We start from the raw sequence: 12,294 nt of genomic DNA, 5'->3' as shown, positions 1-12,294 counted from the left end.
GAGAGATTTAGAATGCGTTGACGCCGTTGACAGTGGTGTATTTGAAGCTGAGTTTTTGATCAGGATACACATACTTGAAGGCTGAGTGCATCATGATCGCTGCCTCGTGGAATCCGCAAAGGATCAGTTTCAGTTTACCTGGGTAGGTATTGATATCTCCGATAGCATAGATCCGCTCGACCCCGGTAGAGTAGTCACGGGTATCCACTTCGATGGCATTTTTGTCGATACTTAGGCCCCAATCTGCAATCGGTCCTAGCTTAGGCGACAGACCAAACAGAGGGATCAAGTAGTCTGCGTCAATGCTCAAGTCCTGCTTGTTTTTATCTTCTAGGATGACGGTTTCCAACTTGCCATTACCGTTCACTTCTTTCAGGTTGGCAGAAAGTATTAGGTCGATTTTACCGTTGTTGGCTAGGTCAAATACTTTGGATGCAGAGTCAGGTGCTCCACGGAAAGTTTCATTTCGGTGTACCAGCGTGACTCTCTTGGCTACTTTGGCCAGGAAGATTGTCCAGTCGAGAGCAGAGTCACCGCCACCGGCGATCACTACGTTTTTGTCACGGTAGGTTTCCGGATTTTTGACCATGTAGTTGATCCCTTTTCCTTCGTATTCTTCGAGGTTGGTCAACACAGGTTTCCTTGGTTCAAAACAACCCAGTCCACCAGCAATGATGATGACCTTGGCGTGAACCTTCGTCTTGTCGCTGGTGGTGACGATAAAGCTGCCATCTTCTTGCTTGTCCAAATGATCCACTCGTTCTCCAAGGGTGAAAGTTGGTTGGAACGGCTTCGCTTGCTCCATCAGATTATCTACCAAATCCTGAGCTTTCACTTCCGGATAGCCAGGGATGTCATAGATGGGCTTCTGAGGGTATATTTCAGACAGCTGACCGCCGATTTGGGGCAAGGCATCGATCAGGTGGCAGCGCATTTTGAGCAAACCTGCTTCAAAAACTGCAAAAAGGCCCACCGGTCCTGCTCCGATGATGCAAAGGTCAGTGTGGATCATGTTTGTATTCATTGCTTTTGAGGTAACCTGTATAGGTTTGAAATATTTGGTGTAATGATAATTAGTATACTAACTAGTTTTCGTCCTCAATGGTTTGACCATCCAAATTTTGATAAATCGTATCTAATATTCGTTTGAATTCTTCGAAATCGCTTTCGGTGAGATTTTCCCAAGCCTTCTCTCGAATCTCCAGCACTTTGGGCTTGAGTTCAGAGACTTTTTCCACGCCTATGGGGGTCAAGTGAAGCTGAAAGCTTCTCCGGTCTTGAGGATGAGGAACCCGCTCCACGTATCCTTTTTTGCAAAGCAAATCCAAAATGCGTGTGAGCGTGGGATGGTCTTTAAAAACCAAATTGGCAAGTTCGGTTTGGCTCATGTGGCCATTTTCTGACAGATTTTTCAGAATTAGCCATTGGTCTACCGTCACATCAAAGTCACCTTGTTTGAACTGCTGCTGCGCATACTGTTTTACTTTCCTCGCTGTGCGGTCAAGGAGGAAAGAATAGCGGGCAAATAGTTCTTGTGTCATACCAATTGTTAGTGTGACAAATATATGAATTTTATTTATGGTAAAACCTAATTCCTAGTATTTCTATAGGGTGAAATAAAAAGAGCAAAATACTTCATTACCTGCATTTTGTTTGGTTTTGGCCTGAGTAAATCACTATTTTCGATTTGCTTAATCCCTGAATTTTTTAACCAACTTAACACCTTACTAAAAATGAACTGGAATACAGTGATCGACAAGGCTCTTGAAGTCTTGCGAAATTCCGACCGTGGCTATGTGCTCATGGATATGTACAATAATATCTTGACGCCAGAGGAAGCCGCATTCAATAAAGTACCAGTGACCCCCTACAATGCACTGAAGTTTATTCAAACTCAGTTTTCTGCACAAGGTCTGGACATTTCTGACAAAAACGTCCGCATCAAACTCATCGCATTGCTGGAAGAATTTGACCGACTGCAGCGGGAAAGGATCAAATAAAATTTTCCGATAATGAGTATCCGCAATCTTACCACCAAGTAGGTCATTGGCTTTAAAGACCACGAATATTCGGCGACTGACCACAGAAGACAGTCCACTGCACCTCTAATCGGACTTCAGACCTTGCCTTATTTGGTTAATGGTAGAAAAGCGGACAATCCAGATTCTGATTGATCCAGAGCCAAATTCCCCCATTTTCCTCGTAGGAATCATTCTTCCTTGGATTTTCTTTAAAATCCCTAATTTCCACATGTGAAAAATTGGATAGGAATACTTCTCTTACTTTGGATTTCTCCGGCTTTTGCCCAGGAGGAAGTCCTTCGCATCGGTGTGGCCGGGCTTAATCATGGACACGTGGGTTGGGTTTTCGAAGCACACAAGCGACCTGATATTGAAATCGTCGGGATTGCTGAGCCCAATCGAGCGTTGGCTGAGCGGTATGTTCGGGCACATGGCTTATCCATGGATTTGATTTTCGAGTCTTTGGAGGAGATGCTTGAAAAGACCAAGCCAGAAGCGGTGACAGGATTTGGGACGACTTTCGCCCACTTGGAAATCGTCCAACAATGTGCTCCCCGCGGGGTCCATGTGATGGTGGAAAAGCCACTATCCGTGAGCTTGACACATGCCCGAGAAATGGCTACTCTAGCTCAAAAACACCAAATCCACCTGCTGACCAATTACGAAACTTCTTGGTACGCGACCAATGAAAAAGCGTACGAGCTATTTAAAGCAGGGGAAATCGGCGAAGCCCGCAAAATAGTCGTCCGTGATGGTCATCGAGGTCCCAAAAAAATCGGTGTGGGGCCGGATTTCTTGGATTGGTTGACCGATCCTGTATTAAATGGCGCGGGTGCACTTATGGATTTTGGTTGCTATGGTGCCAACCTGAGTACTTGGCTTTTGGATGGAAAGCGACCTCTTTCAGTCACAGCCATCACCCAACAGCTTAACCCCGCAGATAATCCCAAAGTCGATGATGAAGCGACGATCATTTTGACTTATCCAAGTTCTCAAACGATCATTGAAGCTTCTTGGAATTGGCCAATTGGCAGGAAAGACATGGAAATCTATGGGCTTACCGGGGCGATTTTCTCAGACAACGCAAAGCAACTACGTGTTCGGGTGGCCAAAGGCTATGACGGATTTGAGGAGGAAAAAATGGACTTAGGTGCCCGTAAAGCACCCTTCGACGATCCCTTTTCTGTATTGAAGGCAGTAGTTCGAGGAAAGACCAAACTCGCTTCATTTGATCCCTACAGCTTGGAAAATAACCTGATCGTGATGGAAATTCTGGAAGCGGCCAAAGAAAGTGCCAATACCGGAAGAACCATTTTCCTTGAAAAATAGAATTTACCATGAACCCAAAATTCCTCCTAGTCTTTTTCCTGGTCAGCTTGCCCATGTTGGGTTTTTCACAACAGCAGACCTATTGCAACCCGATCAATATCGATTACGGCTACACGCCGATCCCCAACTTTTCGGAATGGGGAAGACATCGTGCTACAGCTGACCCTGTTGTGGTGAATTACAAGGGTACTTTCATCCTTTTCTCCACCAACCAATGGGGCTATTGGACCAGCACCGATATGTCCAATTGGCAGTTTCATTCCAGGCTTTTTCTCCGTCCATGGAACAAAGTCTATGATGAGCTTTGTGCGCCTGCAGTAGGTATTGTGGGCGATACGGTTTTGGTGATGGGTTCGACTTATGAAAAGGATTTTACCATCTGGATGAGTACCAATCCGACTGCCAATGAATGGAAACCTCTGGTAGAGAAATTTGAAATCGGGGGTTGGGATCCTGACTTTTTCACAGATGACGATGGCCGACTCTACATGTACAATGGCAGCTCCAACCGATACCCGCTCTATGGAATTGAGTTGGATCGAAAGACGCTTGATCCCATCGGGACTCGAAAAGAACTTTACCTCTTAGAGCCTGACAAATACGGATGGCAGCGATTTGGCGAGCACATGGACAATACTTTCCTAGATCCTTTTATGGAAGGTGCCCATGTGACCAAACATAACGGGAAATACTATTTGCAATACGGAGCGCCTGGAACGGAATTCAGCGGCTATTCCGATGGCGTAGTCGTCGGGCCAACGCCTTTGGGGCCTTTTACTCCACAATCCGATCCGCTGAGTATGAAGTTGGGTGGATTTGCCCGTGGTGCGGGGCACGGCAGTACCTTCAAGGATAATCAGGGCTTGTACTGGCACATCAGCACGATCATGATTTCGGTAAAAAATACTTTTGAACGCAGATTGGGAATCTGGCCGGCTGGTTTTGATAAAGACGACGTGATGTGGAGCAGTACGGCGTTTGGGGACTATCCGCATTACCTTCCTAATACCGAAAAGGCGGGTAAATTCACCGGTTGGATGCTGCTCAATTACGACAAGCCCATGGCGGTGTCCTCGACTTTGGGTGGCTTTTCAGCAAATAAAGCCAATGACGAAGACCTCAAAACCTATTGGAGTGCCTCCTCAGGTAACAAAGGGGAATGGATTCAAACGGATCTAGGGCAGCTCAGCACGGTCAACGCCATCCAGATAAACTATGCCGATCAGGATGTGGATCAAGATCGCTTGGGCAAGCGCACCGATCAATTTCATCAGTACATTTTGTACCATTCCTTGGATGGGAAAAAGTGGGAAGTGCTGGTAGACAAAAGCAAAAACACCACGGACATTCCTCATGAATATGTAGAGTTGAAAAATTCGGTAAAGACCCGATTTCTCAAGTTGGAAAATATTCATATGCCGACAGGTAAATTCGCAATCAGCGGTTTCCGTGTTTTTGGAAATGGGGGTGGAGCCAAACCGGAAAAGGTGAAGCAGTTTATGGTCTTCCGTACCGAAAAGGACAAGCGAAGTGCCTTTATCAAATGGTCACCTTTGGCAGATGCTTACGCTTATAACTTATATTACGGTACCGCACCAGACAAGCTCTACACTTCCATCATGGTCATGGGCAACAATGAATATTGGCTCAAAACGCTCGATCGTACCAAAACCTACTATTTCACCATCGAAGCCATCAATGAAAATGGTGCGAGTGAGTGGTACGAGGTGCAGAAGGTGGATTGATCAATGACCAATTATCAATGGCCAATGAACAATTTTCAAGAGTAAATTTCCAATAACTCAATAACCAATAACTCGAAAGCGGACATGAAACACTTACTTACCATACTATTCCTTCTACTCTTCGGATTCCAAGCGCAGGCACAGAATCGGACCAAAGAGCGATTGACTCAGTTGATGGAAAGCCAATCTGTAATGGGGCTTTCGGTGGCGGTGGTGAAAGATGGGAAGTTGGTGTATACCGATGCCTTGGGCTGGAAAGAGGAGGGTAAAGTGGCACTTCAGACTTCGGACCTGTTTCGTATAGCCTCGATATCCAAGTCCTTTTCGGCTACTTCCATCATGCAGTTGGTGGAGGAGAAGAAGCTCAGTTTGGATGATGATGTAAGCGACTTGATCGGGTTTAAGGTTCAAAATCCCAAATTTCCCGAGACGGTGATCACCCTGCGGATGCTGCTTTCTCATACGTCGAGTTTGAATGATTCTGAGGGATATTTTACCCTTGATGCAATCAATCCTGCCAAGAATACCAATTCAGCTAAGGTTTACAACGAATACGAACCCGGTAAGGGCTATCAGTATTGCAACCTGAACTTCAATATGGTCGGGACGATCATCGAGAAGTATTCTGGGGAGCGATTTGACCAGTATGTGAAGAAACACATCCTCGATCCGCTTGGCCTCTACGGAGGATACCATGTGGATGAATTGGATGAGTCCAGGTTTGCAACGCTGTACAACTATTCCAGGGATTCGGCCAAATTTATCCCTTCTCCCGCCGCTTATGCTTCGCGAAAGACAGAGTTGGCAACCTACCAAATGGGATACAGCACACCGATTTTTTCTCCAACAGGAGGAATGAAAATCTCTGCACCGGATCTGGCCAAATACATGATCATGCACATGAATTATGGTAAAGGTGAGAAAGCCAAGATTATTTCCAAAAAGAGCGCTCTGGAGATGCAAACGCCACTTTCAGCGGATGAAAACTATGGCTTGGCACTTTGGAAAACCGATCAATTGATTTCCGGTGTAGCACTTACCGGGCATACGGGTTCGGCGTATGGCTTGTATTCTGCGATGTTTTTTGACCCCGAGAAAAAGTATGGATTTGTGGTCATCACCAATGGTTGCGATCCTATGGAGGAGAATGGGTACATCAAGGTAATTCGTCAGGCCGTGAATGTGCTGTATGAGGAATGGGTAAAACCCTGATCAATGGCTCACTCCAAAAAAAGAACTGAGGGAAGGTAATAGGTCTACTGCCCAATGGGCTATAATCAACACAGGCAAGTTCCGATACCTTGCCCAGTGCCATCCAAAGAAGCAACCGATCACAAAAACTGGAACACCGGTTCCCAAGAGTACCGAAGCCAAATCTCCAGCTTGACCTTCTACACCATTTGCCAGTAAAAATCGACTGGGTAGGTGCCAAGCAGTAAAAAGTAGGCCTGAAACAAGGATCGCCAATGGGGTATTCCATCGCTTTTCCAACCTTGTTTGAAGCATTCCTCTGAAAAACAATTCCTCAGGCAGCCCTGCAATCAGCAAGGGAAACACTATTCCAAGAAAAAAACGAAGCTCTGAATCTTCGAAGCTGGACATCGCTTCTGCAATTCTCGGAAGGTGTCGGGTATTCAGTAAAAAGCCTGCAGATATCAGAAGTACTCCTTTTATAAGCATTGTACCTGTTGGTTTGAGGCCAAGAACCAGATCCTGAATTTTGTATTTCCAGATACCGAAGAAAAGAATGGAAGGGATTAGGAGTAGAAATGCGAATTTGAAGACGACTGCATACCAAACGTCCTGGATAAAATCTTTGGCTCCTAGGATTGGCATCGGAAAGTACAGAATCAGCTTTCCGCAAACGAAGGCTAGAAAGATGTAAAAAATGGAATACAGGATAAGAACCCGACTTTCGCTTTTCAGGTTTTTGAAAGGGATTGCTTCAGCCTTTACTCTTTGCCAACCGAAAAAAGTAAACTTGCTCTTCACAGCTTTGCAGGATATCGATTTTTTAATTCTCGTAGGATCTCCTCTAGCCCGTTGAGTCGGATTTCATAAAGTGTACTTAGCCACATGCCAAGCTTGCCTTCAGGAAATCCTTGGCCGTGCATCCAAACCAAGTAATGCTCCGGGATATCACATAGAAGCCATCCTTTGTATTTCCCAAAAGGCATGGTCTTCGTGACGAGATCAATGAGGATTTCGGGGTTCATTCAGTTTGCCTTTGGATTAATTCAACCTTTGTGATGTGGTATTTACTTTTCCTCGAAGGCTTAGCAAGTTCAAGAAAAAATGGATGGAGGAGACAGAAAATCAAATAAAATCTGAACTAAGTAACATTTATTTTAATATCTTAAAAAATTCTTAGTTCAATCTCTTTGTCTAATCCTAAAAATTTGAATGCAACTTTCTGAATACAAGTACAAAAGCCGCTTCTGGTGGCCCATGATGATTTTTGTAGGTGTTTGGTTCTTTCCCCAACTAGCGCAGGCACAACGTCCCGAAAAAAAAGATTACATCATCCTAGGAGATACGGCACTTTCCCAGGGAAAAATCTTCGGGATGCCGACAAAAGAAAATACCGAGGTTACTTTCGCCAGGTCAAGGAGGACTCCTTCCAGAATCTATTCAGTAGCTGAAGTGTCAGAATTCCGGATGTCCGAAAGGGTATTTTTTTCCAAAAAAGCTCTTTTGGGAGGTCAGGAGCGGCTCGTCTTTTTGGAGAAGCTTCCCCATGAAGCGGGAGGAGTTTCACTTTGGAGGCTCAATGCCAAGCCAGCAGTTTTTTTCGTAGAGACCGTAAAAGGACTGGAAGTGCTTGAGGAAGATTATAAGGAGACGTTAGGGACAGCCTACGGGAATGGCAACCTTTTACCTTTGGTGGCGATCACGAATAAATCCGAGCTTTCGCTTAATTACCTGTCCAAAACCGCGAAAAATCTATCTTCTCCTAGGACAATTACCAAACTGCTCACGCTGACTCCTTGGGTTGCTTATAGCAGTCAGTCGGTGGAGTTTTTAATTCCAGATTCCACGGTGCCAGCCAAAATTTCGGGATCTTCTCCCAGCTTTGGGGTGGTGGGAGAGCTGTTTTTGACTTTCAAAAGAGATCTATCTGTTGGGCTCGGCGTCACTTGGAGTCAGTTGGATAATCAGGGCTTTTTTACCTACGCTACCAATCAGCTGCGGTATGAATCTGATGTTTTTGTGGATTTCAGTTTGATTCAGGTGCCGTTGACTGTGCGCTATTATTACGACTTGAGCCCCAATCGCTATCGCATTTTTGCAGAGGCAGGGTACAGCTATGGGATGCCATCCTACGAAAAGGCTGGAGTCTTTCAGGCTGAGATCGGCACAAATTCAATTATTACCTCTTCCAAAACATTTCAACTCACGGATACTTACTCAGGATTTATTTGGGGAGTTGGGGTAGAAAAATACCTGTCCAAACATCGTGGAGTGGCTTTGGGATTGAGACATGCTTCACTTGGCGGTATAGATGATGAATCGTTCAATGGCTTTAATTTTTACCTGGGATTTAAATTCTAACATGACATGAAAATCAAATACATCATCGCATTGTGGATTTTGGCATTGTTTGGTTCCTGTGAGCAGGTAGAAGAAATCACTTCGAGGGATTATCCCTTTATACAGAGCATCAGTGTCTCGGACATTGATGAGACCGGCGTCACGGTCAACTTTGAGATCAAGAAAAACGGTTCTTCAGCTATCACTTCCTACGGTTTGGAGTATTGGTTGCAAACATTCAATGGTGGGCAACCCAACATCCAGCGCCTCACCCGATCAGGTAATCCTGAATCGCCATTGGTGCAGCAGAGGATCAGTTACGATATGATTAAAGAGGCGTATCTGGTACAGCCGTTTGTGGTAGCTGGAGGGGTAACGGTTTATGGAGAAAAGCTCACCTTCGAAAGTCTTGGTGTTAGCGCCCCCAAAATAACGGAGGTTACGCCTCGCGAAATCAAGTTTTATGATCAAATCCATATCAAAGGAGATTTCTTCAATTCTGCGCTTGATCTCAACGAGGTGAAATTGCTTGGACTCGAGGATACCTTTACTATTCGCATTGACAGCGTTGACAATCAAAATATTTGGTTAAGTATCAATCTGAAAAATTTCAGCTTTCAGCCAACAGACCAAAAATATGTCCTTCAAGTGACTAGTGGAGGGAAATTTACCCAGCTTGCCGATGCTATTTCGATTTACAAACCGCAGATTCTCTCCGTAGAACCGCGAAGATTGTATGTGGGAGACTCTTTGGAAGTTGTTTTGAATTTTTTTCAAACACCGGGAGACCTCACTTTTGACTTGACAAGTGAGTCTGGAAAAGTGCTTTCGACCTACAGTTATGTGACAAAAGAAGCTGGTAGGTATAAATTCCTCGCTGGAAATACCGCTCCAGGCAGGTATGATGTTTCTATCAATTCTACTTTTTGGAAGACTAAGTTTCCTGAAAAAATCGAGGTGCTGCCCTCTTGGGAAGTTTATCGAAGTGGGGTTCAAGCTCCCAATACTTCCGACCACCAAGTCCTCACTACACCGGATCGGATACTTTTTATAGGCAATGCTCCTCAGACTGCAGGTAAGTTTCATTCGCTAGACCTTGGCACAAGTGCTTCTCAGCAACTCGCCGATTTACCGGGTTTACCAGAAAATCGGGAAAGACCGGTGCTGATAGGTACACAGGGAAGATACTTTTACTTCGGTTTGGGATTGGTTCGGCAGGGAGGATCGGTAGCTTACAGGAAAGACTTCCATCGCTATGATTTTCAGACGGGTCGATGGGAGCGTCTTGCTGATTTTCCTTTTGAGTTTTCCTCTGTAAATAAGTCACTGGAGTTTAATGGTAAGCTCTATTTGATCATGGACAATTACCTCAATTTCAGAGAATATGATCCTGTCACGGGCACTTGGACGCTTACCCCCGTTGAAGTCCCTTCTTCGATCAGGAATACCAACCAATTTGTTCAGGTCGGACCGGAGGTTTACTCTTTGACTACAATCTATCCGCTTCGATTGGTTGCATATCGATATGGACAGGATGAGCGTTCGCTTCCTGAACTTTATATTCAAAGCCTTGATCAAACCAATGGCATGTCTTATTGGGATGGAAATTTCATTTTTACCAAAGATGGTCAGCCCGAATTTAGAATGGATCTCCGTACACTGACTTTACGGCCTCTACAGGGAATAGGTGAGAACAAAAAGGGGGATCTTCCGCTCTGGCAAAGTCGAGAAGGGCTGATGTTTGCATTTCCTAAAAATGCCCAGACCAACGTTCGTGAAAATCTCATTTATCGCCTTATTCAAGATTTGGATTAAGGTGAGTCCAGACTGAATCTTTTTGAATTCAGCTTGGTTTTCCCCTCAATCAAAACAGAAAGGAACTACGATGGAAATCGGAATTGACAGCTTTGCGGCATTCGTAACAGATAGAAATGGAGAACCGGTAGGCACCGCCCAAGATGCCATGCGGGAATTGCTAGAGCGGATCAAGCTGGCGGATGAAAAAGGCTTGGATGTCTTTGCCATCGGTGAGCACCACCGCAAGGAATTTTTGGATTCGGCGACTTCTGTGATTTTGGCAGCTGCGGCCGGAATGACTAAGCGAATCCGACTAAGCAGCGCTGTCACCGTTTTGAGTGCAGCCGATCCTGTTCGGGTTTTTCAGCAGTTTGCAACCTTGGATTTGGTATCTCAAGGTCGTGCTGAAATGGTTGTCGGTCGTGGTTCTTTTACTGAAGCATTTCCACTTTTTGGACTCAATCTTCAGGATTACGATAAGCTATTCATCGAAAAGCTCGGTCTTTTGCTCCAAATCCGTGAGGAGGAAGTCGTGACTTGGTCGGGTCGATTCCGTCCAGCCTTGCACAATCAGCCCATTTACCCACGACCCGTACAGGAGAAGTTGCCGATTTGGCTAGGAGTAGGCGGAACTCCGGGTTCTTTTGCTCGTGCGGGTTCGCTTGGACTTCCGCTGATGGTAGCCGTGATCGGAGGAGAAACGCACCGGTTCCGACCTTTGGTTGACTTGTATCGGGAAGCCGGGGATAAAGCTGGATTTTCTCAGGATGAATTGAAAGTGGGACTTCATTCATTGGGCTATGTGGGTAGAACTCACGAAGAAGCAGTTGAAAGTTATTACCCCGGCTATGCAGAGACTTTTACCCGAATCGGAAGAGAGCGAGGCTGGCCACCGGTGACTCGAGGCCATTTTGAAGCTCAAAATTCCAAATGGGGCGCCTATCTGGTTGGGGATTCCGATGAGGTGGCAGAGAAAATCCTTCGTCACAGCGAATCGTTGGGAGGGATAGATCGCTTCACGTTTCAGATGGATAATGCCGGACTGAGTCATCAGCAGCTATCAGAAAGTATCGCCATGATCGGGGAGGAAGTAATTCCGAAAATAAGGAAATGATCAATTACCAATGATCAATAACCAATTAACAATGCGCAGTTTTCAATGCTCAATTTTTAGGGTTCTGGATAGGAGTTCCTTGTTCATTGAGTTTGATAATTGATCATTGAAATCGCTAGCCTCATGAATCTTTCCAAATTATCCCATTTTATACTCATTACCTTCTTACTTTTTGCTTTGGTGGCTCCTATTGAAGGAATTAGCCAAAGCAAAACAGGCTTTCTCACAGTCACCAAAGTATCCGATGGAGATACCTTTTGGGTCACTCATCCATCAGGCAAAGAAGAAAAAGTCCGCTTGATCGGGATCAACTCACCTGAGTCGCGAAAGACAGGGAACAAGGATGTGGAATTTTTTGGAAAAGAGGCAAGTGCTTATGCTAAGCAACTGCTGCTTACTAAGCGAGTCAGGTTGGAATTTGACGTGCAAAAATACGATCGGTACAAGCGAACCTTGGCCTATGCCTACCTCGAATCGGGCACGATGGTCAATGCTCATTTAGTTAAAGAAGGCTATTCCCGGGTGGCTACCTACCCTCCCAATGTGCGGTATCAAGAGCAGTTTCAAAAATTGGAGAGGGAAGCACGAAGTGCTAGGAGGGGCCTTTGGAGGTGATTTTTAATAGATTCTGAGATGTGACATCATACGGAATGAATGGGTAAGTTGATTTGTTGAATCGTCCTTTGTATTTCTTTAGTGTGGCTAGGAAGGGAGCATTTTTTTGATAGAATAGTTACAGAAAGGCATATTATTTTGA

The 12,294-nt window shown here is 45.1% G+C and carries 12 protein-coding genes; 8 read left to right on the top strand and 4 right to left on the bottom strand.

Features of this window, described 5'->3' with window-relative positions; translation table 11 throughout:
* Window positions 1-7: 7 nt before the first annotated feature.
* Together ACFPIK_RS10515 and ACFPIK_RS10510 are read right to left on the bottom strand one after the other, a co-directional pair.
* Complete coding sequence (locus ACFPIK_RS10515) at window positions 8-1,012, bottom strand: NAD(P)/FAD-dependent oxidoreductase (protein ID WP_377914987.1); 1,005 nt, start codon at window positions 1,010-1,012, stop codon at window positions 8-10.
* Between the two features lie 73 nt (window positions 1,013-1,085).
* Window positions 1,086-1,541 carry a MarR family winged helix-turn-helix transcriptional regulator gene (locus tag ACFPIK_RS10510; RefSeq protein ID WP_377914985.1) on the bottom strand — a complete coding sequence of 152 codons (456 nt, stop codon included), beginning with the start codon at window positions 1,539-1,541 and terminating at the stop codon, window positions 1,086-1,088.
* A 192-nt stretch (window positions 1,542-1,733) separates the two neighbouring features.
* Here ACFPIK_RS10510 and ACFPIK_RS10505 point away from each other — a divergent pair, with 192 nt between their 5' ends.
* The 4 genes from ACFPIK_RS10505 (at window position 1,734) to ACFPIK_RS10490 (ending at window position 6,307) form a co-directional block, all read left to right on the top strand.
* The gene (locus tag ACFPIK_RS10505) at window positions 1,734-2,000 is read left to right on the top strand and encodes a hypothetical protein (RefSeq protein ID WP_377914983.1); all 267 of its coding nucleotides are present in this window, start codon (window positions 1,734-1,736) and stop codon (window positions 1,998-2,000) included.
* 252 nt (window positions 2,001-2,252) lie between these two features.
* Window positions 2,253-3,350 (top strand): Gfo/Idh/MocA family protein, encoded by a 1,098-nt coding sequence (locus ACFPIK_RS10500; RefSeq protein ID WP_377914981.1) that lies wholly within the window; start codon window positions 2,253-2,255, stop codon window positions 3,348-3,350.
* A gap of 8 nt (window positions 3,351-3,358) precedes the next feature.
* Complete coding sequence (locus ACFPIK_RS10495) at window positions 3,359-5,095, top strand: family 43 glycosylhydrolase (RefSeq protein ID WP_377914979.1); 1,737 nt, start codon at window positions 3,359-3,361, stop codon at window positions 5,093-5,095.
* A gap of 84 nt (window positions 5,096-5,179) precedes the next feature.
* Window positions 5,180-6,307, top strand: coding sequence for a serine hydrolase domain-containing protein (locus ACFPIK_RS10490; protein ID WP_377914977.1), 1,128 nt, complete (start codon window positions 5,180-5,182; stop codon window positions 6,305-6,307).
* Here the strand turns inward: ACFPIK_RS10490 and ACFPIK_RS10485 are convergent, their stop codons facing one another.
* Complete coding sequence (locus ACFPIK_RS10485; protein WP_377914975.1) at window positions 6,308-7,087, bottom strand: CPBP family intramembrane glutamic endopeptidase; 780 nt, start codon at window positions 7,085-7,087, stop codon at window positions 6,308-6,310. It abuts the gene before it with no gap.
* The gene (locus tag ACFPIK_RS10480; protein WP_377914973.1) at window positions 7,084-7,311 is read right to left on the bottom strand and encodes a DUF3820 family protein; all 228 of its coding nucleotides are present in this window, start codon (window positions 7,309-7,311) and stop codon (window positions 7,084-7,086) included. The genes ACFPIK_RS10485 and ACFPIK_RS10480 overlap by 4 nt, the downstream gene beginning before the upstream one ends.
* Before the next feature lie 187 nt (window positions 7,312-7,498).
* Between ACFPIK_RS10480 and ACFPIK_RS10475 the strand changes: the two genes are divergently transcribed.
* The 4 genes from ACFPIK_RS10475 to ACFPIK_RS10460 all read left to right on the top strand — a co-directional run bounded on the left by ACFPIK_RS10475 (window position 7,499) and on the right by ACFPIK_RS10460 (window position 12,152).
* Window positions 7,499-8,647, top strand: coding sequence for a hypothetical protein (locus ACFPIK_RS10475; RefSeq protein ID WP_377914971.1), 1,149 nt, complete (start codon window positions 7,499-7,501; stop codon window positions 8,645-8,647).
* A 6-nt stretch (window positions 8,648-8,653) separates the two neighbouring features.
* Window positions 8,654-10,441, top strand: a complete 1,788-nt coding sequence (locus tag ACFPIK_RS10470) for a Kelch repeat-containing protein (protein WP_377914969.1) — start codon at window positions 8,654-8,656, stop codon at window positions 10,439-10,441.
* A 70-nt stretch (window positions 10,442-10,511) separates the two neighbouring features.
* On the top strand, window positions 10,512-11,537 hold the full coding sequence (locus ACFPIK_RS10465; RefSeq protein ID WP_377914967.1) for an LLM class flavin-dependent oxidoreductase: 1,026 nt from the start codon (window positions 10,512-10,514) through the stop codon (window positions 11,535-11,537).
* Between the two features lie 123 nt (window positions 11,538-11,660).
* Window positions 11,661-12,152 (top strand): thermonuclease family protein, encoded by a 492-nt coding sequence (locus ACFPIK_RS10460; RefSeq protein ID WP_377914965.1) that lies wholly within the window; start codon window positions 11,661-11,663, stop codon window positions 12,150-12,152.
* The last annotated feature ends 142 nt before the right edge of the window (window positions 12,153-12,294 follow it).

It is taken from the genome of Algoriphagus aquatilis, from assembly GCF_042657405.1.
GTDB classification, from domain to species: Bacteria; Bacteroidota; Bacteroidia; order Cytophagales; family Cyclobacteriaceae; genus Algoriphagus; species Algoriphagus aquatilis.
This window is presented reverse-complemented; position numbering and strand designations above follow the sequence as displayed.

What these genes read in the sequence shown, in the direction of transcription:
- ACFPIK_RS10495 (WP_377914979.1), top strand. Translation starts at nt 3,359, where the DNA reads ATGAACCCAAAATTCCTCCTAGTCTTTTTCCTGGTCAGCTTGCCCATG.
- ACFPIK_RS10505 (WP_377914983.1), top strand. Translation starts at nt 1,734, where the DNA reads ATGAACTGGAATACAGTGATCGACAAGGCTCTTGAAGTCTTGCGAAAT.
- ACFPIK_RS10515 (WP_377914987.1), bottom strand. Translation starts at nt 1,012, where the DNA reads ATGATCCACACTGACCTTTGCATCATCGGAGCAGGACCGGTGGGCCTT.
- ACFPIK_RS10490 (WP_377914977.1), top strand. Translation starts at nt 5,180, where the DNA reads ATGAAACACTTACTTACCATACTATTCCTTCTACTCTTCGGATTCCAA.
- ACFPIK_RS10465 (WP_377914967.1), top strand. Translation starts at nt 10,512, where the DNA reads ATGGAAATCGGAATTGACAGCTTTGCGGCATTCGTAACAGATAGAAAT.
- ACFPIK_RS10480 (WP_377914973.1), bottom strand. Translation starts at nt 7,311, where the DNA reads ATGAACCCCGAAATCCTCATTGATCTCGTCACGAAGACCATGCCTTTT.
- ACFPIK_RS10460 (WP_377914965.1), top strand. Translation starts at nt 11,661, where the DNA reads ATGAATCTTTCCAAATTATCCCATTTTATACTCATTACCTTCTTACTT.
- ACFPIK_RS10475 (WP_377914971.1), top strand. Translation starts at nt 7,499, where the DNA reads ATGCAACTTTCTGAATACAAGTACAAAAGCCGCTTCTGGTGGCCCATG.
- ACFPIK_RS10470 (WP_377914969.1), top strand. Translation starts at nt 8,654, where the DNA reads ATGAAAATCAAATACATCATCGCATTGTGGATTTTGGCATTGTTTGGT.
- ACFPIK_RS10510 (WP_377914985.1), bottom strand. Translation starts at nt 1,541, where the DNA reads ATGACACAAGAACTATTTGCCCGCTATTCTTTCCTCCTTGACCGCACA.